The following is a 22,186-nucleotide window of genomic DNA, read 5'->3' as shown; positions in this document are numbered from 1 at the left end:
TCACACCGTCAAGGGAGGCGCTTAAAGTTTAGGAGCAGGCGGCCCTGAGTGCTAAGCCCGGGATCCGGCCACGGCACCGCGGGCGCGGTCCAGTTCCAGTGCTTCGAGCATGGGGCGGAACTTGCTCCAGGTTTCTGCCAGTTCCGCGGCCGGATTGGATCCGGCCACAATGCCGCAGCCTGCATACAGCCGCACCGTGCGGGGGTCCTCAATGACGGCTCCGCGCAGGGCGATGCCCCATTCGCCGTTGCCTGCGGCGTCCATCCAGCCCACGGGGCCGGCATAGGGTCCGCGGTCCATGTGTTCAAGTTCACTGATCAGTTCGCCGGCAACGCTGGTGGGGAAGCCGCAGACTGCCGCGGTGGGATGCAGCGCCTCCACCAGGGCAAGCGACGTCGGGATTCCGCCGTCGGCGCCGGGCGCCAAGTTGGCGGCCACGTCGGACGCGAGGTGCCAGACGTTGGGCAGTTCCAAGACAAACGGCTCGCTGTGCGAGGTCATGGAGGAGGTGAAGGGCTGCAGCTGGCGGGTGAGCGAATCAATGGCGATCTGGTGTTCATGACGCTGTTTGTCGGATCCGGCCAGCACCCGCTGCGGATAGTCCGGATCATCCGCCGGCGCCGTGGCACGGTCCAGGGTGCCGGCCAGGACGCGGGCGCGGGCGACTCCGTTCTCCACCTTGATCAGCATTTCGGGCGTGGAACCGATCAGGCCGTCCACCGAATAGGTCCAGCAGCTGCGGTACCGCAAAGCCAGCTCGCGCAGCACCTGCGCCGCAGACACGGGTGAACCGAGGGACGCCACAATGTCGCGGGCCAGGACAATCTTGCTGAGGTCCCCGGCGTTGATGTGCGCCACCGAGCGGGCCACGGCGTTCTTCCACTCGGCCTCGCTGAGGATACCGGGCAGGATGCGGTCCTCCGGGTCCGGCTCGCGCGCAACCGGAACTTCATCCAGATACAGGTCCAGGGCCGACCGGGCGGAGGCCGGGCTCAGCTCGGCATCGGGATCTGCTGTGGTCTGCGTAATCCAGGTGACACCGTCGCGTGAACCCACCACGATCTCCGGCACAATGAGCCGGGATTCAAAAGGAGAGCGTTTGGAGAATCCGAAGGATCCGAAAGCGGCCAGGCCGCTGCCGGGAACCGACAGCGGATTCTCGATCTCGGCGTCGTCCGCCAGCTTTAGCCACCACTGTTGCGCGTCCGCGAAGCGTTCGGGGCCGCTGGAGGTGAAACGGGCACTTTCACCGAAGCCCACCAGCCCTTCTCCGCTGCGGATCCAGGCAAGCTGGTCATTAAGGACCAGATACTCCAGCAGCCCGATTGTGGCGGACAGCTCACCAATGGGCACGGTCAGGGAACGCAGGGTGGTCATAATGACTCCAGCCTACTCCTCGCGCGGATGTGTCCCGGGCGGCGTTCCACGCCGCTGAGGGCACGGGGCCATCCTCCGTGAGGCGGAAGACACCTGCAACTGCGCGTTCGGTCCCGTGGACATTCTTTGAGACAATGATCGAGTGAAGCGCGCATCGTTGGAAAAACGCCCTGATGAAGTCGCTGCCATGTTTGACGACGTGGCACCGAAATACGACGTCGTGAATGACGTGCTGTCCCTGGGACAGACGCGCCGTTGGCGTCGTCTGGTGGTGGACGCCGTTGGCGCCCAGCCAGGCCAGCGGGTCCTTGACCTGGCCGCCGGCACCGGCACCTCCAGCGAACCCTACGCAGACGCCGGCATCAACGTAGTTGCCTGCGACTTCTCCCTGGGGATGCTCAAGGTGGGCAAGCGGCGCCGTCCGGACATCGACTTCGTGGCCGGCGACGCCACCAATCTGCCGTTCGAGGACAACTCCTTTGACGCCTCCACCATCTCCTTTGGCCTGCGCAACGTGAACGAGCCGAAAAAGGCGCTCTCCGAAATGCTGCGGGTCACCAAGCCCGGCGGCCGTCTGGTCATCGCCGAGTTCTCCTCTCCCACCGTTCCCGTGTGGCGGACCATGTACACCGAATACCTGATGCGGGCCCTTCCGCCTATCGCCCGCAAGGTTGCCTCCAACCCCGATGCTTACGTTTACCTCGCCGAGTCCATCCGCGCCTGGCCCAACCAGGACGGACTGGCGGCCTGGATTTCGGAGACCGGCTGGGATGATGTGGCCTACCGCAACCTCTCCGGCGGCATCGTGGCCATCCACCGTGCTGTAAAGCCGGGGAGGACAGCCATCTAAGTGAAGGTCCTTATTGTCGGTGCCGGGCCCGCCGGTTCCACCGCTGCCTACTACCTGGCCCGCGCGGGAGTGGACGTTACCGTCCTGGAAAAGACCTCCTTCCCCCGGGAGAAGGTCTGCGGTGACGGCCTGACACCCCGCGCCGTCCGCGAGATCCAGCTCCTCGGCCTGCCCCATGAAGAATCTGAGGGCTGGCGCCGCAACAAGGGCCTTCGCCTCATTGCCGCGGGACGCACCGTTGAACTTCCCTGGCCGGTGCTTTCCGATTTCCCCGATTACGGACTGATCCGCACCCGCCTGGGCTTTGACGAGGCGCTGGCCCGCCACGCGCAGGCGGCCGGGGCGCTTATTTTGGAGCGGCACTCGGTCACCTCCGCGCTGCGCAGCGATGACGGCCGGGTTGCCGGGGTAGTGGCCAACGTGCTCGACGACGCCGGCCGGCGCACCGGTGAAACCCGCGAATTCTTCGCCGACGTGGTGCTGGCGGCGGACGGCAACTCCGGCCGCACCGCGCTGAGCCTGGGCATCGAAAAGCGCGACGACCGGCCGCTGGGCGTGGCCGTGCGCACCTACTTCGAAAGCCCGCGCAGCAACGATGACTGGATGGAAGGCTGGCTGGAACTTCCCGACGCTTCCGGAAATCCGCTGCCCGGCTACGGCTGGGTCTTCGGGGTGGGCGACGGAACCTCCAATGTGGGCCTGGGCATCCTGAACTCGTCCAAGGAATTCGGAAAGCTGGACTACCGCAAGGTCCTGCGCGACTGGACCGCGGGTATGCCCGCCGAGTGGGGTTTTTCTCCGGAGAACCAGGTGGGGGAGATCCGCGGTGCGGCGCTGCCCATGGGCTTCAACCGCACCCCGCACTACTCGCCGGGGCTCCTGCTGCTGGGCGATGCCGGCGGGATGGTCTCGCCGTTCAACGGCGAGGGCATTTCCTACGCCATGGAATCCGCGCGGTTCGCCGCCGACTTTATCGTGGCCGCCGAGGCTGAGGCACGCACTCCGGGAATCCTGTCTGCCCCGGCAGCCTTTGATTACCGGCTCTCGGGCTACGCCGACCATATCCGCGCAGAGTGGGGAAGCCACTTCACCCTGGGCCGGATCTTCGCCGGACTGATCGGCAAACCCGCCATCATGAAGCTCGCGCTGCGCACCGGAATGCCGCTGCCCGTGCTGATGAAGTTTGTGGTGCGGATGCTGGCCAACCTCACGGACCGCAGCAACAAGGGTTTGGAGGATAGAGTTATTGCCGTGCTGGAAGCCCTTGTCCCGGCAGCCTCGAACCAAGACGATCCATCCCGCCCGCTGTCCATCCCGCTCCGACGAAAAGTTAGTTCACACCGTGACTGAATCCTCGAACACCAGCCCGGATACTGCCGCTGACGACGCCGCGCCCGCACTGCCGGCAGGATTCGCGCTTATCGCCGAAGACCCCCAGCTGGGCCCTTCCATTGCCGCCGCCCTGGAACTGGTGGAAGCCCGGCTCCTTGAAGCAATCTCCAACTCGGATCCCTTTGCCAACGCCACTTCACGGCATCTGGCCCAGGCCGGCGGTAAGCGAATCCGCCCGCTGCTGGCGCTGCTGGCCTCTCATCTGGGCCCCAACCCGGTCAACGACGACGTCATTCAGACCGCCGTCGTCGTTGAACTGACGCATCTGGCCACGCTCTATCACGACGACGTCATGGATTCCGCGCCCCTGCGCCGCGGTGCGCCCACGGCCCACGAGGTGTGGGGAAACTCGGTGGCGGTGCTGACCGGAGACCTGATTTTTGCCCGTGCCTCCTCGCTGGTGTCCGAGCTCGGCGGCGAAGCCCTGGGTATTCAGGCCCGCACCTTTGAACGGCTCTGCATGGGCCAGTTGCATGAAACGGTGGGCCCGCGCGAGGGACAGGATCCGCTGGAACACTACCTGTCAGTTATTTCCGGCAAGACAGCTTCGCTGATCGCCGCCGCCGGCGAGTTCGGCTCGCTCTTCTCCGGCGCAGACCGCCGGGCCGTCAACGTCATGGTGGAGTACGGCGAGAAGGTGGGTACCGCGTTCCAGCTGGCCGACGACGTCATAGACGTCACCGGACTTCAGGCTAAGTCCGGCAAGACACCGGGTACTGACCTGCGTGAAGGCGTGCCAACCCTGCCTGTGCTGCTGCTGCGCCGCAACGCTGCTGCGGGCGACGCCGATGCTGCGGCCGTACTTGAGCTGGTAGACGGGGACCTGAGTTCCGATGCAGCTCTGGCTGCAGCCGTGCAGGCACTGCGGGAGAACCGGGCCACGGCGGAGGCCTGGGCGGTTGCCCGGCAGTGGTCCGATGAAGCCGTTGCCGCGCTGGAACCGCTGCCGGACACCGTGGTCAAGCAGGCGCTGGCCAGCTTTGCCGTGGCCGTGGTGGAACGGGAAGTCTAGGGCGCACTCTAGCGGACGAGGCCACCCCTGGCAATCGTCATAAGCATACTTACTATAGTTTTCTGCAGGTCAGAAGGTACCTTCCGGGTCTCTGCAACGCTGGCATCCACTACGTTGTAGTGGATGCCAGAGGGAGAGATCATGAGCCAGGTTGTGGCCACGCGCCGAGAAGTGCAGCAGGTGGGGGCGGTGTCGGCCAGATCCTTGCCGCAGAAGGCTGATGTGACGGGCTGGTGGGTGCTGACGGTGCAGCCGGCGCGAGCGGAGGTGTGTGACGCCGTCGTTAGGCATGTGGTCACGCCACTGATGGCCCAGGCCAGATTCTTGGGGGCCGAGCGGAGTTTCTACTTACGGCGTCTGGATGCCAGTGAACCGAGCGTGCAGGTGCATTCTTTGGTCCGAGGCGAGATCGCGGGCCGGCTGAAGCGCTTTGCGCAGGCTCTCGTGCTCCAGTGCTCGCCCCAGCTTGGGGAGCTGGATCTTTTCGAGATGCACCGCGGCGAATACCCGCCACCTCAGGGCGCGCCTGCCACGCCCCACATCGAGGCTGTCATGGCTTCCTTCGGAGGTATCAAGGGTATTGCGCTCACCTCCGAGGTGGCGGAACTCTCCTCGGACCTCGCGGCTTGGGGGCTGGGCCGTTTTCCCGCCGCAGGCACCCGCTCGGCGTTTGCGGCCCTGCTTCTCCACGACACGGCTTACGCCATGATGCGCGGACCCCGTTCGTCACTCTGGCCGGATCGCCGGGCGCTTAGCTGGGACTACTACTGGACGAGGCATCTGCGCAGCTGCACGGAGTCTTTTGGACCCCAGGCAGAACGCGCACGCCAAGCCCTGACATTGCGGACGGCTGCGCAGATCGTTCCCGCACTCAATATTATGTCCGCCATCGCTGCCGAGCCGTCCGTCGACACCTGGCGTAAGCGCTGGGGTCGCGCCATGGATTCTTACCTATACCAGGCGGATAAGGCCCGTATCAGCCGCAGCGCGGAGTTCTTGACCCTTTATCAAAGCCGAAGGTTAATCAACCGGTTTGGCATTGCTCCTCAGGAGGAAGCCGCGCTTGGCCTTTACTCCCATGCCTGGAGCCCGGACCGTGAACCCAAGACTGACAGGTCACGGCCGTAGGGCCAGGGCCGGCAATACCCCGCGGCGCAGCATCAATGCCGGGTCGCTCCGCCCTATAGGACGGCGCGAAGTTCGGCGGCCTTCCGGGCCCGGACGGCGGGGTCCACGATCGGGCGCTTGGGCGTGAAATAGAGCCCGTCATTGTCCCAGCGGGGAAGTACATGCTGATGGTAGTGCCAGACGTGCTGGCTGCCGGCGGGCTCGTTGTGCTGCCGGGTGGTGACGCCGTCGGGCCGCCACGCCTTCTTGATGGCCACCGCAATGTCGCGGGTGACAATCATGAGGCGGGCGGCGACGTCGTCGGGCAGTTCATACAGCAGCTCAAAATGTTCCCGGGGCGTCACCAGGACGTGGCCCGGCTCCGGATCGAAGCCGTGGGACGCGATGAACGCCAGTACCAGCTCGTCGGAATACACCAGGTCTCCGGGCTCGCAAAGGTTGTCCGGGAACGCGAACTCTCCGGACGCCATGTCGCAGAACGGGCACTGGTAGTTCTCCGGCGCGTGGCTGGGCCACACCTCATCGACGGTGCCGGGCTGCTGCATGCGTGGCTCCTTCCGGGAAGGGTTAGTTGGGATCTTCCTCGAAGACCCACTCGAACATGTCAAAGACGTATTCGCTGAAGGTGCCCTCTTCGCTTTGCCAGTCGCCGCGGGCGTTGTTGCGCCGCCACACGATCGGGTCCGGCACGTCCAGCTGATCCACACGGAAGCCCCAGACAAACTTCTCGTCCTCGTCTTCGAGGAAGAGCAGATAACCGTCTTCGATTTCCAGCTCGTCCGGATCCCAGAAGAAGTGGTAGGCCTCCATGAGGTCTTCACTGTTGCCCAGGGCAAGGTAGAACTCCCGCAGCACCAGGGGAATGGCGAAATCGTGGGCGTCGAGCATCTCATTGAGGATGTCGGCGGGGATGCCGTCTTCTTCTTCGCGCCAGTCGTCCTCAAGATACTTGGGGACCAGGGCTTTGAATTTGTCCAGGAACATTTGGCTCAATGGGGTCTCCAAAATTGCGGATGGTGTACTTCAATCCTAGCCGCGGGAGGAGGCAGCCCGGTGCACCCGGCAGCCGGGGCCAGGGAAGGCAGGGTTAGGGCAGGCGGCGGGCAAGGCCCGGATAGTCGATGACCACACCGTCAGAATCCACGGTCAGCTCGGCGGTGAACCCGCGGGAAGTGGAACTGAAGAGGACCACACCGTAACCCCGGTCCTCGCCGTAGGCCGAAACCTGGGAATAGACCTGATCGCTGGGGAGCACCCGCAAGCTTGGCATTTCCACCCGGGCCATGGTGAGTTTGGTGTCATCCGCAGGAGCTGACGCGTTCAGCAGGTCCAGGCGGAGGATGGGCATGGTGTTGGTCAGAGGACACAGGTCAAGGTCCACGTCCTGGGCGTTGTCCAGCGCGCCGGCGTCCTCGATGCCGGGAGCAGGCAGGCTCCGGTTCCCTGATACCTGCGTGTCGGCAGTCCATTTTCCTTCGGGGGAGCGCGTGAGCTCCAGGGAACGCGACCAGTCAGGTGCTTCGACCCGGATGCAGAAGCGGGTGGTTACCCAGCCCGGCGAGGTGGAAAGGGTCCACGAGGCGGTGTACTCCTCGGCGACCGAGGTGCCGCCGGCAGCCAGCTCCCGGTCCCGGAACGATACGGCTGCGGTGTCATGGCGTGCGGTGTCTTCCAGGCCCTGCCAGCGGAGAGTTCGGGCGGGTTGCACGCAGTTTTCCATTCCCCCACATTATGGTTACCGGGCGGTAGGCGGCAACGGGAGGTTTTTGTGCTTGCTGTGCGGCAGGAGCGGCGGGCCCATGCCGATGTGCTCCGGGGCGCCCCGTCGAGTGTCCCGGACACTCGACGGGGGCGCCCTTCGGGAGCTAGGCGATGGCCTCGCGCAGTTCCTTGGCGGCCAGGGCCGGATCGGCTGCGCCATAGATGGCGCCGCCGGCTACAGCTACGTCGGCTCCGGCCTGCTGAACCGCTCCAATGGTGCTCACCTTCACCCCGCCGGCAACGGAGAACGGAACGCGGGCTTCGGCGCCTGCGGTGAGAAGCCCCTGCAGATCGAAACCGGGCTGGGCCTGCTCGTCCAGACCCGCGTGCATCTCAACGAACTCCGCACCGAGCGCACGGACCTCTTTGGCGCGGGTGACCTTGTCCGCAACTCCGATGAGGTCGACCACGACGCCCTTGTTGTGCGCCTTGGCTGCCTTGACGGCGCCGGCAATGGTGGAATCATCGGCGACACCGAGCACGGTCATCAGGTCTGCGCCGGCTTTGAAGGCGATGTCGGCTTCAAGCTCGCCGGCGTCCATGGTCTTCATGTCAGCGAAGACAAGCTTGTCCGGATGGGCTTCCTTGACTGCTGTGACAACGGAAAGCCCCGCGGCCTTGATCAGGGGAGTGCCGAGTTCGATGATGTCGACGTACTCGGCCACCCGGCCTGCCAGTTCGAGGGCGTCCTTGGTGGTGAGGAGGTCCATGGCTACTTGAAGTTTCACGATGCTGCTTCTTTCTGTAGGGGACTGCGTTGGGCTGTGACGGCGGACGTTGTGGTTACTCGAGGTTGGCGTGCCGGAGCCAGAGGTCCTCGGCGGGTTCATCGGTGTTGTCCCACAGGGACTGGAAGATGGCTTCGGTGGCGAGAAAGAGGACCTGTTCAAACAGCGAACCGGAGTACTGGCGGCTCACGCTCGAGCCGTGATCAGTTTTTTGTGCGGCGGGAATAATGACCAGGGCGTCGGCGAGCCCGGCCAGAGGTGAATCCGGGTTGGTCGTGAACGCTGCAATCCGCGCTCCGGCCTTCGCAGCGGTTTCCGCCGACTTGACCACTCCCGACGTGGTTCCGGACCCGGAAGCTACCAGCAGCAGGTCGCCGGATGTGATAGCCGGGGTAGTGGTGTCACCGGCGATATGAACCGTCAGTCCCAGATGCATCAGCCTCATGGCGGCCATCCGAAGAACCAGGCCGCTTCGGCCCGCCCCGGCAACGAACACCCGTCCGCCCTGGCTGAGATGAGCCGCGAGGCCGGCCAGCTCGCGGGCATCCAGTTTGGCTGCAGTGTTGGTGATTTCGTCCTTGACGAGGGAGATATTGCGGAGCACGTCACTCTCAGTGGCGGGCGCAATGGCCGGTGCATCTGTTGTCGGATTCACTGTTTGTCCTTTCAAAGCAGTCATCGACCTGTAGCGGCCTTGCGGCCGCTTGTGGCTGATATCCATGATGGTGAGCACTCCGGGCAGGGGTAACACTGTTTTTGAACGGTTTTGACTACCCTTAAGGACGGGTCAGGGCGCGCTGGCCGTTCGCCCGCAGTGACTCGATGGCTTCCGCCGGCGACGGCCTGCCGTAGACGGCAGAACCGGCCACGAAGACGTTGGCTCCGGCTTCCGCAGCCCGGGTGATTGTTTCTTCCGTGATGCCACCGTCCACCTGGATGGCGACGTCCACTCCGGAACCCTCTACAGCCGCCCGGGCACGGCGAATCTTGGGCAGCATGACGTCCAGGAATGCCTGGCCCCCAAAGCCCGGTTCCACCGTCATGATCAACAGCATGTCCAGTTCCGGCAGCATATCCAGGTACGGTTCCACCGCAGTGGCCGGGCGCAGGGCCATACCTGCCCTGGTGCCTCTGGCACGCAGTTCGCGGGCGAGTTTGATGGGGGCCTCCGATGCTTCGACATGGAAAGTGACCGAGTTTAAACCGGCGTCGGCATATTGCGGCGCCCAGCGGTCTGCGTTGGAGATCATCAGGTGGGCATCCAGCGGTACGGGACTGATCTTTTGCAGCCGCTCCACCACGGGCAGCCCAATGGTCAGGTTCGGAACAAAGTGGTTGTCCATGACATCCACGTGAACGGCGTCGGCGTTGCTTATGAGCGCGAGCTCGGACTCCAGGTTCGCGAAGTCGGCCGAGAGGATGCTTGGGTTGATGCAGCATTTCAGAGGGAAACCGGGCATGGCGTCTGCCTTTCGGGAGCGGCGTGTGTGAGGGCAGCTTCGACGTCGGCCAGCAGTTCCGCCCAGCTGGCAACGAATTTGTCGAGACCCTCGGTCTCGAGCTGCTGGACTACCTCGTCGTAGGAGATGCCGACGGCCGCGAGGCCGTTGAGGATTTTCTCGGACTCCTCGTAGGATCCGGTGATGGTATCGAACCTCACGACACCGTGGTCGGCCACGGCCTCGAGTGTCTTCTCCGGCATCGTGTTGACGACTTGGGGAGCGACGAGGCCCGCGACGTAGAGCGTGTCCGGGAGGTTCGGGTCTTTCACTCCGGTTGAAGCCCAGAGGGGACGCTGGGCATGGGCACCGGCGGCCTCCAAGGCCTGCCAGCGCTCGGTGGCGAACTGCTCCTGGAAGATCCGGTAGGCCAAACAGGCATTGGCGACGCCGGCCTGCCCCTTGAGTGCCTTCGCCTCGTCAGTTCCGACCGCATCGAGGCGTGCATCGATTTCGGTGTCCAGGCGGGAGACAAAGAACGAGGCCACGGAGTGAATCTGCGACAGGTCGTGGCCGTTCTCCTTGGCCTGTTCGAGACCAAGCATGAAGGCGTCAACGACGTCACGGTAGCGTTCCAGGGAGAAGATCAGCGTGACGTTGACGCTGATGCCCCCGGCAAGTGTCGTGGAGATGGCAGGCAGGCCCTCGCGGGTAGCCGGGATCTTGATCAGGACATTGGTGCGCTGCACCTTCGCGTGCAGCCGCTTGGCCTCGGCAACCGTTCCCGCGGTGTCGCGCGACAGTCCCGGGTCAACCTCGATGGAGACGCAGCCATCGGCTCCGTTGGTGCGCTTGGCGGCTTCGGCAAAAATGTCGCAGGCCTGGGCAACATCGTGCGTAGTGATGTCGAAAACGGCCTGGCCGACGCCGGCCCCCGCTTGTGCGAGAGCGCCGATTTGCGAGGCATAGGACTCGCCCTTCTTCAGCGCTGCGGCAAAAATGCTGGGGTTGGTCGTGACGCCGACGACGTTGCGCTCCTCGATGAGATGCTTGAAGGCGCCCGAATTGATGCGCTCCCGGGAGAGGTCATCGAGCCAGATTGAGACGCCGGCGGCCGAGAGATCAGTTGTGGGTGATGAGGTCATGGTGTGCTCCTTTTCCGCTTTTCTGCTGGTCGCCGGTCTCGGTTCCCCGGTGGCCGGACGGCATGGCCGGCGTGCCGTTGGGCGCCAGGGGTTCGGCGGCCACGGCTGCCAGGGAGTCCCTCGCCGCCGCGACGACGGCGTCTGCCGTAAGACCGAATTGGCGGTAAAGCGTTTGATAGTCGGCGGAGGCTCCGAAGTGCTCAAGGGCGACACTGCGTCCGGCATCACCGACGACGCCGTGCCAGCCCTGCGAGACGCCTGCCTCGACGGAGACCCGGGCGCGCACGGTGCGCGGCAGGACTGCGTCGCGGTAGGACGAATCCTGTGCGTTGAACCATTCCAGGCACGGCATGGACACGACGCGGGTGGAGATTCCCTCCGCTTCGAGCCCCTCGCGGGCTTCCACGGCGAGCTGAACCTCGGAGCCTGTGCCGATCAGGATGACGTCGGGAAGCCCGTTCTTCGCTTCTGCAAGGATGTAACCGCCCTTCGCCGTACCCTCCGCCGCCCCGAACGTCTCGCCCCGGGCCTCACCTGCGCCGCGCTGGAACACAGGGACATTCTGGCGGGTGAGCACGATGCCGGCCGGGTTCTGCGTGTTCTCCAGAATGGTGCGCCAGGCGACGGCGACCTCGTTCGCATCCGCCGGGCGAACGACGTCGAGCCCGGGAATGCTGCGCAGGGAGGCGAGCTGCTCCACCGGCTGGTGCGTGGGACCGTCCTCTCCCAGACCGATTGAGTCGTGTGACCAGACGTAGATCGCCGGAACACCCATGAGGGCGCCGAGGCGGACGGCGGGCTTCTGGTAGTCGCTGAAGATCAGGAAGGTTCCCGAGAAGGCGCGCGTGCTGCTGTGCATGACGATGCCGTTGACGATCGCGGCGGCGGCATGCTCGCGAATGCCGAAGTGCAGGACCCGCCCGTACGGGTTTCCCTTCCAGACGCCGGTGGAACGGGACGCCGGAATGAAGGAGGCGGCGCCCTCGATGGTGGTGTTGTTCGATTCAGCGAGGTCGGCGCTGCCGCCCCAGAGTTCGGGGAGCACGGGGCCGAGGGCGTTCAGGACCTTGCCCGAGGCGGCCCGCGTGGACATATCCTTTCCCGCTTCGAACACCGGGAGGGCGGCGTCCCAGCCCTCGGGAAGCGTGCCGTTGCTGATGCGCTCAAGGAGAGCGGCGCCGTCGGGGTTCGAAGCCTTCCAGGCCTCAAAGCGCTCCTCCCACTCATGGTGCGCTTCGGAGCCGCGGGAGAGGGCCTGGCGGGCGTGCGCCAGGACGTCCGGGGCGACCTCGAAGGACTTCTCCGGATCAAAGCCCAGGGCTTCCTTCAGCGCCGCGACTTCGTCCTTTCCGAGCGCGGATCCATGGATCTTGCCTGTGTTCTGCTTCGGCGACGGATAGCCGATGATGGTGCGCAGCGAGATGATGGACGGCTTGGAAGTTTCTGCCTTAGCAGCCAGAAGCGCGGAGTGCAGCTCGCCAACGTCTTCGATGTATTCGCCCGTCCTGGTCCAGTCGACACGCTGCGTGTGCCAGCCGTACGCTTCGTAGCGCTTCAGGACGTCCTCGGTGAAGGAGATGTTCGTGTCATCCTCAATGGAGATGTGGTTCTCGTCGTAGAGCACCACTAGATTCCCAAGCTCCTGGTGCCCGGCCAAAGAGGAAGCTTCCGCCGTCACACCTTCCTGGAGATCGCCGTCAGAGGCGATGACCCAAATCGTGTGATCAAACGGGCTCTCACCCTGCGCAGCACCGGCGTCGAACATCCCGCGCTGGCGGCGCTGCCCGTAGGCGAAGCCCACCGCTGTGGCCAGCCCCTGGCCCAGCGGACCCGTGGTGATTTCAACCCCTTTGGTGTGCCGGTACTCGGGATGCCCCGGGGTTAGTGAGCCCCAGGTGCGCAGTGCCTCGAGGTCTCCGATCTCCAGGCCGTAACCCGAGAGGAAGAGCTGGATGTACAGGGTCAGCGACGTATGGCCGGGGGAGAGCACGAAACGGTCACGTCCTGTCCACTCCGGATCCGACGGGTCATGCCGCATCAGTTTTTGGAACAGGAGGTAGGCGGCCGGCGCCAGACTCATCGCTGTGCCCGGATGACCGTTGCCCGCTTTCTCCACCGCGTCAGCGGCCAGCACGCGAGCCGTGTCCACGGCCCGCTGATCGAGTTCAGTCCAGATCAGTGTTGCCGGTTCCTCAGTGAGCGTTGCATTTGCTGTCGGATTCACGATGTATCTCCCTTGATTCGGTCATCGGGCCTGTAGCGGCACCACATGCCTTGGCTGATACTCATGATCGAGAAACTTACGGGTAGGGGTAACACTGTTTTTGAACGGTTCTCACTACCCTTAAGGGTTGTAAACACGCTTCGCTCCCGTACACTCACCGCATGAGTGCTGTCACCAGCCTGCCCCGGGACGAAGAATCCGAGTCTGTGTCGAGCCTTCCGTGGCTGTTTCTGCGCGCTGTCGCGTCATTGGCGGATGCTCCTTTGACCGACATAGCGGAACGGCTGCGAAACGCTATGCTTCCCTACCTAAAAAGCAGCGCGCTGGCCATCTTTACTGAGGACTGCACCGGACGGCCGCAGAAGAAAGCCGGTGAGGAATCGATCATCTCCCGGGTTTCCATCGCCGAGCTCGAAAAGCTTCGCCCAGCGCTTTCAGGTGAGAATCCCGTTTTCACAGAGGCTGAGATCGCGGGCCGCATTCTGCCCGTGCTGGCTCTGGAACACGTTTCCAGCCGTGCGATGCTCGTGGTTACCGATCCTCATCCCGGCGCCGGCAGCTACGGTGCCGAGCTGGATGTGGTGAAGTATCTGTGGCGTATCGCCGCCCGGCGGATTCAGGAGAAAATCGCCGACGCGCCGCCGTCGTACCTGCTGGAGTCGCGCGCAGCCTCGGCTGAACGCCTGCGCGTAACCGCAGAACTCACCGATATGCACTCCACAACCCTGGAAACCCTTCTGGCAGCCCTGCGTTCTGCATCGTTGAACGACGCCGCGGCCCGTTCAACCGTCACTGACCTCGCCGGCAAAGCGTTGATCAGCATCCGTGCCCTCAGCGACCGCACCACCACTGCGGTGGAGGAACCCGTAGCCAGGGCTTTTGAACGCCTGCGGGAGGAGCTGCGGCCGCTCACCCGCTTCAGCGGTATTGAGATCCAGTTCATCGAGCCTCCCCTTAACGGGCGCGCGCTCCCCGGCGAGGTCGCGCACGCAGCACGGGCCATTGTCCGCGGACTTGTGCTGACCATGATGGAGCAAACCGACATCAGCAGAATCCGCACGCGCTGGGACTGCGACGGTGAAAACCTGCTGATCAACGTGCGCGACGACGGCGGCGGCGTGCTGACCGCCGACTCAGCCAGTGTCAGGGGTCTGGAACGCCGGGTAAAAGCGCTGACGGGACAGTTGCGGATGGAAGTCATGCCGGGGTGGGGTGCCGATGTCTTCGTCTCGCTTCCACTGGACCTGACCACCCGTCCCGCCCGGGATGCGGCCGGCTGGAACCTGGCTGCCCGGGAACTGGAAGTCCTTGAGCTGCTTGTCGCGGGGCACCGTAACCGCACCATCGCGTCAACGCTGGGCATCAGCGAGAACACGGTCAAGTTCCATGTGCGGAACCTCTTCAAAAAGCTCGACGTCGGCTCCCGCACCGAAGCCATCGCCCTGGCACACAGCAACGGACTCTGACCTGTGTGATAACCCCGGTAACAGTCCCGTTTTGAGACTGAACGGCGTGTTAGGGCAGGTGAGCGGCACGGTGCGGGGGTTCGGCGGTTGTCTCTGGCTGTCTTGCCCGGGCCAGCATACGGTTACCTCTCAACTGGCTCGGACGAGCGAGGGCCTGCCTGCTCTGCAGGGCAGAGCGTCCATCTGTACTCACATATCGGAAGGGCTGGTCAGAGACATATGGTTTCAATGATCACGTTCGTTCTTGGGGCCGCGATACTGATCTACGCTGCCGACAAACTCGTCACTCATCTGGTCGGCGCAGCGAGGGGCCTGACCGCCTCGATCTTTTTGCTCGCCATCATCTTCACCGGGATTGAGTTCGACGATGTAGCCCTTGGTGTTGTTTTCAACTTAGAAGAAATGGACGGGGTTGCTGTCGGCATCGTGTTTGGAACCACGGTGGGGTACAGCGGCTTGGTCCTCGCCATCGCGGCGATTCTGGCACCGACGCGGGTTAGCATCCCGCGGGATTACCTCAGCATTTTTGCACTCACGCCGCTCGTCCTCATCCCGTTCCTCCTAACCGGGCCAATGACTGTTATCCACGGAGTCATTCTGCTGGGCCTGTTCCTGGCATTCCTCGTTTACGTTGTCGGCCGGGAATCCAAGGCCAACCGGCCGGTCTTCCGCGATGCGGAGATGTTTGAGGCTTATGAGCTCGCCCGCACTTCCGGCACCGGAGCCCGTTCCAGCGTTGACACGCTGACCTTGACCGGCGGCGAGGGTGGAGCTCCAACTGGCCGGACCAACAAGTTCTTCGGCAAGGAAATGCCGTTTCCGGAGGCAAATCGGCGCACTGGCTGGCCTGCACTGGCGCTGGCCGCCGTCGCGCTCGTCGGGCTGATCCTGGGTGCCTATCTGGTTGCCGAGGGAACCGAAGGCATCCTGGAAGACTTTGGCATGGAAGCGACGGTTTTCGGAGCTACTATCGCCACTCTGGTGCTCACTCTCGAAGACCTGTACCTGACGGTCAGGCCGGTAATGAGGGGCGCTCCCGAGATCGGCATCGCCAACGTGATCGGCAGCGCCGTTTTCTCCGTGACGGCGAAACTCGGCGTGCTTCTGCTGTTCGGCAGCGTGATTGTCGACTCTTCGGTGATCACATGGCACCTGCCGGCACTGACGCTGATGACCTGGCTGGCGACGTACTTCCTGTGGACAGGCCACCTGCGCAGATGGCACGGCTTTGTCCTCCTGGGTCTCTACGCCGTCTATTGGATGGTCACCTTCTTCGGGTTCGGGGAGATACCGGTAGAGATGGACTGAGCCGGTTGCCGCGCACTCAGAGGCTCAAATGCTCAGTGCGCGGCGCACCGCGCCGGTGTTACGCCGGGAGACCGGAACGCGGGTGTTCTCTGCATCGTCCATAATCAGAACAAGTTCCCCTTTCTCCCGGCGTTCCACCTCCCGGATACGGCTGAGGTTGACCAGATACTGACGGTGTACCCTCAGGAAGTTACCGGTATCAGCCAGGTCATGGTCGAGCTTTTCCAAGCCGGACTGGGCTGCCGGGAGTTTGCCTTCATCCGTGAGCAGCCACACGTCGCTGCCTTCCGAACCGGCCATTGTGACCTCTGACGGTGCCAGCAGAACCATTCTGTTCTCTCCGCGGAGCGCGACTATCCGACGGGATTGCCCTAGGGACGTGCTGCCTTTTTTCGTCTGCGGGAACTCCTCGCCTGACGATGCACCAAACGAGATCAAATGCCCGATCAGAGACTTGTGAAGGAAGACGGGACGAAATCCGATCGATAGCGGTTCGTCGGAGAGAGCGGTGAAGATCTTCGTGGACCCGGTCCATCCAGGGTCTGAGCTGGCCTTTTTCGTCGCATAACCTGCCGCGTGGATGAAGGCCGGAAGCTGCGGTGCCCAGCGCGTCACGGGGTCAATTGCAGGGACATTTCCGGGTACGCCGAGAAAGACGCTCGCTCTGTCGTCTGCAATTACCACTCCGCCGGCGAGATCAACGGCAACCAGCGGCTCGTTTGTCCGCCCCCGGGCCTGGACGTAAGCGGCGACCAACTCGCTTCCGCTGTCCCGCGCGCGGGTGCGCAGGGTGTTCTGAGTGTGGGCGGCGGAGTTCTCCAGCCATTTGCGGGTGGACAGCGGCAGGTCACTGCGCCAGCATGAAATGTTCAGAACGGCGAGGGGGTCCCCGCTCACTACGTCCCGTACCGCGATGGCCCCGCAGGACCAGTCGTGGAAGGCCTGCAGCCAGTGTTCCGACTGATTGATCATTACCGCGTGGTGAGTTTCGAGTGCTGTGCCCATGCTGTTCGTGCCTACTGCACCCTCGGACCAGCAGTGCCACGGCGCGAGTCCACCCGCGGTAGCGATCGAACGGGTGCTTTTATCGCCCCAGGCGGACAGCACCCGCCCATAGGCGTCCGCAATGGTCACAATGCCCCCGGCACTGGCCACCTCGTTTGCCATTGCTGCGGCGCAGAACCCCAGCTCCGCAAAGACAGCATCCTGATTGGGTGAGTGGGCCACCTGCGAGACAGCGTTGGGCACCTCGGACAGAAAAGGGTCGACCCGGTAGCGATCCCGGGACCGCTGCCAGGAAATGGCGACTTCCGGCCGCACGCCATAGACGTCGTCGTCGCCCTGCACGAACCGTTCCCATGCGCCTCTCACCTCATCCTTGGCGGATTGGGGGAGCATCTGCTGGCGCCGTTGCTCAGCTAAAATCGGAAATCACCCCTTTGGGGTTGCTCATCGGATTGTACGTGGTCACGGACTGTCCAATTGGTAACGGACTCTATGGTGCGGCAACGCTTCTGGCAACGGAATATGGCCAAAATATATGGGGTTTCCAAAATATTGGATTCAGCATTCAGCGTTGGGAATGGTTGCGCAGGAAAGCAAGACACAGCACGGATGTGCCGGCCACGATCAGTCCCAGCATTCCAAGACCCGCTGCCACGCTCGCAGCGGTTGCAACTGCTCCTACGATCAGTGGTCCGCCGATTTCTCCCACTTCCCTGCCGATTTCCGCGGCGCCCATGGTGCGGCCCATCCGTTCTTCGGGGGTGGTGACGGCAAGGTACGCGAATCCCAGAGGCGTAGTAATGCCAATGCCGCAGCCAATGACCACCGCGGCCAGGTACAGCGTTACCGGCACCGGCAGCAGGGCAAGGAGCGTAACTCCAGCTGCGATCATGGCCAGGCCCAGACCCATGCCGGCGGGGGCTGTGATGCGGCCCTGATCCGACAATCGGCCCACCAGCGGCTGGATCAGGGCGGAAGACAAGGCGAGGAGGGACACCACGGCTATGCTCGCGAACAGGTTCAAGTGCAGGTTGTTGCCCAGCAGCGGCAGGAAGCCGACGGACGCGCCGAGAGCTCCCGTAGTGCTTGCCAGTGCCAGCGTGGGCACCAGGAAGGAACGCCGGGTGCTTTGGCGCACCAGTTCGGTTACGGTGTAGCGCGGGCGGGCGAGAACCTGCAGCGCAGGCATGGCGATCCAAACCCATACAGCGGCCGCGGCTGAGGCAATGGCCATTGACAGGAACAGGGCGCGGAAGCCCCCGGCCCAGATAAGCACGGCGCCCAGCAGGGGGCCGAGCACGTAGCCCAGGCCCTTCCACGAACCATACTTGCCGAAGTAGCTGCCCGCCGCGGCCGTCCCGGCCAATCGGGCAACAGCCGCTGACGACGCCGGGGAAAAGGCTGCTGCGGCTATGCCCTGCCCCAGCCGGGCAAGCCCAAGCATGAGGGGGGTGGCCGACGTAGTACCCAACAAAGAGGCGAGGGCGAAACCGAACAACCCGGCCACAATGATCGGCTTGGCGCCGATCCTGTCGCTCAGGTAACCGAAGACGGGCTTGATGACCACTTCGGCGACGTCGTAAATGGCAAGGAGCACACCGAGGGTGAGCATCCCCATTCCTATCCCGCCGCTTTCGGCACCGAGCCCGGCAGCTATGCTGTGGGCTCCGAAGGCCGTGGTGAATCCAGCGGCGTAGAGGGGCGCCAGGATGCGGGCAGAGGGCTTCGGGACCGCCGGAGGAGTTGCCCCGGCGGCTTTGCTGCGCCTCTGCCGGGCGTTCATGAGCGGGAACCGGCCTGTTCCTGCGGAGCCTCCAACAGTGTCGGCTCGGCCAGGCGGCGGCCGCCGTCTCCGGATGCACCATGAACGGCCTGATATACCTGCTCTGCGTAGTCCTCCAAGGCGGCTGCACAGGCACGCAGCCGCACGTCGGCGGCCTTCGCCTCAGGCAGCTCCAGTATGTCCCGCCTTTTCAGGTCCCGGTACCAGCGCCGCAGCCGATCCAGGCTCTGCTCTTCCTCCTCCAGCTCAGCGAACGTGAACTTCCGCTTCTGGATTTCCCGGGCAATTTTCACCTCGAACTTGCCGCAGTCAGCGGTGAACTCAGCCCATTCATCGATGCGCACCGCAGTGAAAGCATTCCGGATCATTGCGGCCGAGGCCTCGTCCCGCGGCGTTGCATCAACAACGGCCAAAGTTCCGCCGCCCTTGCGGCACAGTTCTCCGGCGCGGTCCAGTTCCGATTGGAACGCCGGTCCGGCAGGGAGTGCCCAAACGCCGGGTGAGACCGGCACGGCGCCCGCCTTGCGCAGCTGGCGCCATACGGCGACCCGGTGCCGGGAGGGTTCGGAAGGAAGCTGCGGCAGGATCAGGACCCAGTCGATATGTTGCATCACATTTCGAAGTGTAACTCCTGTTACATCACAAGGAAATGGGGAAGCCGGGATGCTCGGGAACGCATAAAAAATCCGTCAATTACGCAGGCAAATCAACCGTCAAACCCGTACCCTGCCAACCAGTGCCGCCCGGACGGCGGCATGAATTTCCAACTCAATGGGCTGGCATTAACGACGACGTCTGCCTGCCCACTAGATCGAGGAGAACGTTATGGCACTGACTCTTGAGGACGCCCGTAACATCATTAGCGCCGCCGAGGCCAAAGCCACCGAGATAGGCCAGCCCATGAACATCGCCGTCGTCGACGTCGGTGGCAACGTCATCTCTCATGTCCGGATGGACGGTGCCTGGCTTGGCGGCATCGACATCTCCATCAACAAGGCCTTCACTTCCCGGGCCTTCGATATCCAAACCAAGGACCTGGCCGAGAACTCCCAGCCCAACCAGCAGTTCTACGGCATTGCTGCCAGCAACAACGGCCGGATCATGATCTTTGCCGGCGGCATCCCGCTCATCCGTGACGGGGAAGTGGTTGGCGCCATCGGCGTCAGCGGCGGTTCCGGCAACCAGGACCAGGACGTTGCAGAAGCAGGCGTCAAAGCCCTCTGACACCGGCACCTGCGCGGTTCCGCCCTGCCTGCGTCAGCGGGCAGGGCGGAACCGCGGCTGCGAAATCACCAGCGGTCGAACCGGTCCAGGTTCATGACCTTGTGCCACGCGGACACGAAATCGCGTAGAAATTTATTTTCCGCGTCTTGGCTGGCATAGACCTCAGAGAGTGCACGCAGTTCGGAATTGTTGGCAAAAAAGAGGTCGACGCGGCTTGCGGCCCACTTAGGTTCACCCGTGTGGCGGTCGCGGCCCTCGTATGTGATCTCAGGCGTGGCATCGTCCGCCACCGGCACCCACACAGTGTCCATATCAAGGATGTTGACGAAGAAGTCGTTTGTCAGCAGGCCCGGCGTTGAGGTGAGCACACCGAGGCGGGAACCTCCATAGTTGGCGCCGATCACGTGCAGACCGCCGAGCAGCACCGCCATTTCCGGGGCGCTGAGCGTCAGCTGGCCTGCACGCTCGATGAGGAGTACCTCGGCCGGCGGCCCGTTGCCGTCGCCGGGGTAACTGCGGAAGGCGTCGGCGGCAGGTTCGAGCACGGCGAATCGTTCAGGATCGGTCCACTCCTGTGTCGCATCAGTGCGTCCGGGCTGGAACGGGACCTCGATGGTATGACCAGCTCCGGCCGCGGCACGTTCTACTGCCGCGCACCCTCCAAGCACGATCAGGTCGGCGAGGGAAATTTGCGTGCCGCCGCGTCGGGAAGCATTGAACTGATCGCGGATTTTCCCAAGTACGTCCAGTATCGCTGCCAGGGCGTCGGGCTCGTTGACAGCCCAGCTCCGCTGCGGTTCGAGACTGATGCGGGCGCCGTTCGCTCCACCGCGCTTGTCGCTGTCCCGGAACGTGGAGGCCGAAGCCCATGCGGTTGAAACAAGTTGGCCTACCGTCAGCCCTGACTCGAGCAGCCGGTTCTTTAGCTCAGTGATATCGCCGGCACTAACGAGGTCATGGTCCACGTCCGGTACCGGGTCCTGCCAGATCAGGGGTTCGGATGGGACCCACGACCCCAGATAGCGCTGAGTTGGCCCCATGTCGATATGCGTAAGTTTGAACCATGCCCGGGCGAAGGCATCAGCCAACTGGTCCGGATTCTCGAGGAATCGCCGCGCTATCGCTTCGTAGGCCGGATCCGCCTGCAACGCGAGATCCGTGGTGAGCATGGTGGGAACATGGGTCTTGGAAGGGTCATGGGCGTCCGGTACGGTGCCGGCACCGCCGCCATCCTTGGGGATCCACTGCCATAGCCCGGCGGGGCTGAGTGCTACTTCCCATTCATAGGCAAATAATGTCTCCAGGAAGCTGTTGTCCCATGTGATGGGGGTGGCTGTCCAGATCCCTTCAAGCCCGCTGCTGATGGTATCGGCACCCTTGCCGGTTCCAAAGTGGTTGGCCCAGCCCAGGCCATGCTGCTCGAGCGGTGCGGCATCGGGTTGCTTTCCGAGATAGATGGCAGGATCGGCCACGCCGTGGCTCTTGCCGAAGGTGTGCCCGCCCGCGTTCAGGGCGACGGTCTCCTCGTCGTTCAACCCCATGCGGGCATACGTTTGACGGATGTCGCGCGCTGAAGCTTTAGGGTCGGGCACCGTGGCAGGTCCCTGCGGATCGACGTAGATCAGTCCCATCTCGCTGGCAGCCAGGGGCTCGTCCAGGTCCCGGATGCCGCTGTGCCGCTCGTCGGTGAGCCACCGTGACTCCGGACCCCAGTAGGTCTCGTCGGCAGACCATGCATCCTCACGGCCCCCGCCAAACCCGAACGTCTTGAAACCCATCGTCTCCAGTGCACGATTCCCTGCGAAAATCATCAGGTCGGCCCAGGAGATCTTGTTGCCGTATTTCTTCTTGACCGGCCACAGGAGGCGCCGCGCCTTGTCGAGGTTGCGGTTATCAGGCCAGCCGTTCAAGGGGGCGAAACGCTGCATCCCGGCACCGGCGCCTCCCCGTCCGTCGCCAACCCTGTAGGTGCCGGCGCTGTGCCAGGCCATCCGCAGCACAAGCGGTCCATAGTGCCCAAAGTCGGCGGGCCACCAGTCCTGCGACGTCGTCAAGACCTCGTCCACATCGCGTGCCAGATCGTCGAGGTTCAGGGAGCGGAATTCCGTGGCATAGTCGAAGTCCTTGTCCAACGGATTGGCGGCACGGCCGGGTCGAGCCAGAGACGTCAAATGAAGCGTCCGGGTTGAGCCGTCCTGCGGATTTCCGCTTTCCGCCACCGGCAGTCCCCGGCGTGTGGCCGGCCGCCGGGCTTTCACGGTCTGATCGTAGGTTCGGTGGACGTAGGCGTCCGGGTTCCCCGACATGGCTGCTCCTTTTGGCAGGCGTTCCGCCGGGCCATGCG

Annotated in this window: 20 protein-coding genes; 7 read left to right on the top strand and 13 right to left on the bottom strand. The window is 63.9% G+C overall.

Annotated elements, in window-relative coordinates; all coding sequences use genetic code 11:
• Positions 1-51: 51 nt before the first annotated feature.
• On the bottom strand, positions 52-1,380 hold the full coding sequence (locus tag CXR00_RS02785) for an isochorismate synthase MenF (protein WP_104052964.1): 1,329 nt from the start codon (positions 1,378-1,380) through the stop codon (positions 52-54).
• Between the two features lie 139 nt (positions 1,381-1,519).
• On the opposite strand from CXR00_RS02785, the gene CXR00_RS02780 reads away from it, so the two are divergent.
• The 4 genes from CXR00_RS02780 (at position 1,520) to CXR00_RS02765 (ending at position 5,759) form a co-directional block, all read left to right on the top strand.
• Positions 1,520-2,227 (top strand): demethylmenaquinone methyltransferase, encoded by a 708-nt coding sequence (locus CXR00_RS02780; RefSeq protein WP_104052963.1) that lies wholly within the window; start codon positions 1,520-1,522, stop codon positions 2,225-2,227.
• Complete coding sequence (locus tag CXR00_RS02775) at positions 2,228-3,577, top strand: geranylgeranyl reductase family protein (RefSeq protein ID WP_104052962.1); 1,350 nt, start codon at positions 2,228-2,230, stop codon at positions 3,575-3,577.
• A complete protein-coding gene (locus CXR00_RS02770) occupies positions 3,570-4,631 on the top strand; it encodes a polyprenyl synthetase family protein (RefSeq protein ID WP_104052961.1) in 1,062 nt (353 codons plus the stop codon). The genes CXR00_RS02775 and CXR00_RS02770 overlap by 8 nt, the downstream gene beginning before the upstream one ends.
• A gap of 141 nt (positions 4,632-4,772) precedes the next feature.
• Positions 4,773-5,759 carry a hypothetical protein gene (locus tag CXR00_RS02765; RefSeq protein WP_104052960.1) on the top strand — a complete coding sequence of 329 codons (987 nt, stop codon included), beginning with the start codon at positions 4,773-4,775 and terminating at the stop codon, positions 5,757-5,759.
• 53 nt (positions 5,760-5,812) lie between these two features.
• On the opposite strand, the gene CXR00_RS02760 is transcribed toward CXR00_RS02765, so the two are convergent.
• The 8 genes from CXR00_RS02760 to tkt all read right to left on the bottom strand — a co-directional run bounded on the left by CXR00_RS02760 (position 5,813) and on the right by tkt (position 13,056).
• Positions 5,813-6,304 (bottom strand): HIT family protein, encoded by a 492-nt coding sequence (locus CXR00_RS02760; RefSeq protein WP_104052959.1) that lies wholly within the window; start codon positions 6,302-6,304, stop codon positions 5,813-5,815.
• Between the two features lie 22 nt (positions 6,305-6,326).
• A complete protein-coding gene (locus CXR00_RS02755) occupies positions 6,327-6,752 on the bottom strand; it encodes a hypothetical protein (RefSeq protein WP_104052956.1) in 426 nt (141 codons plus the stop codon).
• A gap of 94 nt (positions 6,753-6,846) precedes the next feature.
• Positions 6,847-7,467: a putative glycolipid-binding domain-containing protein gene (locus CXR00_RS02750; RefSeq protein ID WP_258060254.1), complete on the bottom strand. Its 621-nt coding sequence runs from the start codon at positions 7,465-7,467 to the stop codon at positions 6,847-6,849.
• A gap of 157 nt (positions 7,468-7,624) precedes the next feature.
• On the bottom strand, positions 7,625-8,248 hold the full coding sequence (gene hxlA, locus CXR00_RS02745; RefSeq protein ID WP_104052951.1) for a 3-hexulose-6-phosphate synthase: 624 nt from the start codon (positions 8,246-8,248) through the stop codon (positions 7,625-7,627).
• A 55-nt stretch (positions 8,249-8,303) separates the two neighbouring features.
• Positions 8,304-8,927 carry a 6-phospho-3-hexuloisomerase gene (gene hxlB, locus CXR00_RS02740; RefSeq protein ID WP_104053693.1) on the bottom strand — a complete coding sequence of 208 codons (624 nt, stop codon included), beginning with the start codon at positions 8,925-8,927 and terminating at the stop codon, positions 8,304-8,306.
• Between the two features lie 97 nt (positions 8,928-9,024).
• The gene (gene rpe, locus CXR00_RS02735; RefSeq protein WP_104052948.1) at positions 9,025-9,708 is read right to left on the bottom strand and encodes a ribulose-phosphate 3-epimerase; all 684 of its coding nucleotides are present in this window, start codon (positions 9,706-9,708) and stop codon (positions 9,025-9,027) included.
• Positions 9,690-10,832 carry a transaldolase gene (gene tal / locus CXR00_RS02730; RefSeq protein WP_104052945.1) on the bottom strand — a complete coding sequence of 381 codons (1,143 nt, stop codon included), beginning with the start codon at positions 10,830-10,832 and terminating at the stop codon, positions 9,690-9,692. The genes rpe and tal overlap by 19 nt, the downstream gene beginning before the upstream one ends.
• Positions 10,810-13,056: a transketolase gene (tkt, locus tag CXR00_RS02725; protein ID WP_104052944.1), complete on the bottom strand. Its 2,247-nt coding sequence runs from the start codon at positions 13,054-13,056 to the stop codon at positions 10,810-10,812. Before tkt ends, tal begins: the two co-directional genes overlap by 23 nt.
• A gap of 161 nt (positions 13,057-13,217) precedes the next feature.
• On the opposite strand from tkt, the gene CXR00_RS02720 reads away from it, so the two are divergent.
• Together CXR00_RS02720 and CXR00_RS02715 are read left to right on the top strand one after the other, a co-directional pair.
• Positions 13,218-14,522: a LuxR C-terminal-related transcriptional regulator gene (locus CXR00_RS02720; RefSeq protein ID WP_104052942.1), complete on the top strand. Its 1,305-nt coding sequence runs from the start codon at positions 13,218-13,220 to the stop codon at positions 14,520-14,522.
• A 228-nt stretch (positions 14,523-14,750) separates the two neighbouring features.
• Positions 14,751-15,830, top strand: a complete 1,080-nt coding sequence (locus CXR00_RS02715; RefSeq protein ID WP_219815975.1) for a sodium:calcium antiporter — start codon at positions 14,751-14,753, stop codon at positions 15,828-15,830.
• Positions 15,831-15,854: 24 nt separating this feature from the next.
• On the opposite strand, the gene CXR00_RS02710 is transcribed toward CXR00_RS02715, so the two are convergent.
• From CXR00_RS02710 to CXR00_RS02700, 3 genes are all read right to left on the bottom strand, one after another.
• Positions 15,855-17,201, bottom strand: a complete 1,347-nt coding sequence (locus CXR00_RS02710; RefSeq protein ID WP_219816774.1) for a DNA-binding protein — start codon at positions 17,199-17,201, stop codon at positions 15,855-15,857.
• A gap of 199 nt (positions 17,202-17,400) precedes the next feature.
• The gene (locus CXR00_RS02705) at positions 17,401-18,618 is read right to left on the bottom strand and encodes an MFS transporter (protein WP_104052936.1); all 1,218 of its coding nucleotides are present in this window, start codon (positions 18,616-18,618) and stop codon (positions 17,401-17,403) included.
• Positions 18,615-19,229, bottom strand: coding sequence for a Chromate resistance protein ChrB (locus tag CXR00_RS02700; RefSeq protein WP_258060294.1), 615 nt, complete (start codon positions 19,227-19,229; stop codon positions 18,615-18,617). The genes CXR00_RS02705 and CXR00_RS02700 overlap by 4 nt, the downstream gene beginning before the upstream one ends.
• Positions 19,230-19,443: 214 nt before the next feature.
• Between CXR00_RS02700 and CXR00_RS02695 the strand changes: the two genes are divergently transcribed.
• The gene (locus CXR00_RS02695) at positions 19,444-19,842 is read left to right on the top strand and encodes a heme-binding protein (protein WP_104052933.1); all 399 of its coding nucleotides are present in this window, start codon (positions 19,444-19,446) and stop codon (positions 19,840-19,842) included.
• 65 nt (positions 19,843-19,907) lie between these two features.
• Here the strand turns inward: CXR00_RS02695 and katG are convergent, their stop codons facing one another.
• A complete protein-coding gene (katG, locus tag CXR00_RS02690) occupies positions 19,908-22,148 on the bottom strand; it encodes a catalase/peroxidase HPI (RefSeq protein ID WP_104052931.1) in 2,241 nt (746 codons plus the stop codon).
• Between the last annotated feature and the right edge of the window lie 38 nt (positions 22,149-22,186).

The organism is Arthrobacter sp. 9E16, assembly GCF_002929435.1.
In the GTDB taxonomy this organism is placed as follows: domain Bacteria; phylum Actinomycetota; class Actinomycetes; order Actinomycetales; family Micrococcaceae; genus Arthrobacter_B; species Arthrobacter_B sunyaminii.
The sequence above is the reverse complement of the archived record's forward strand: the minus strand, read 5'-3'. Positions and strand labels throughout refer to the sequence as shown.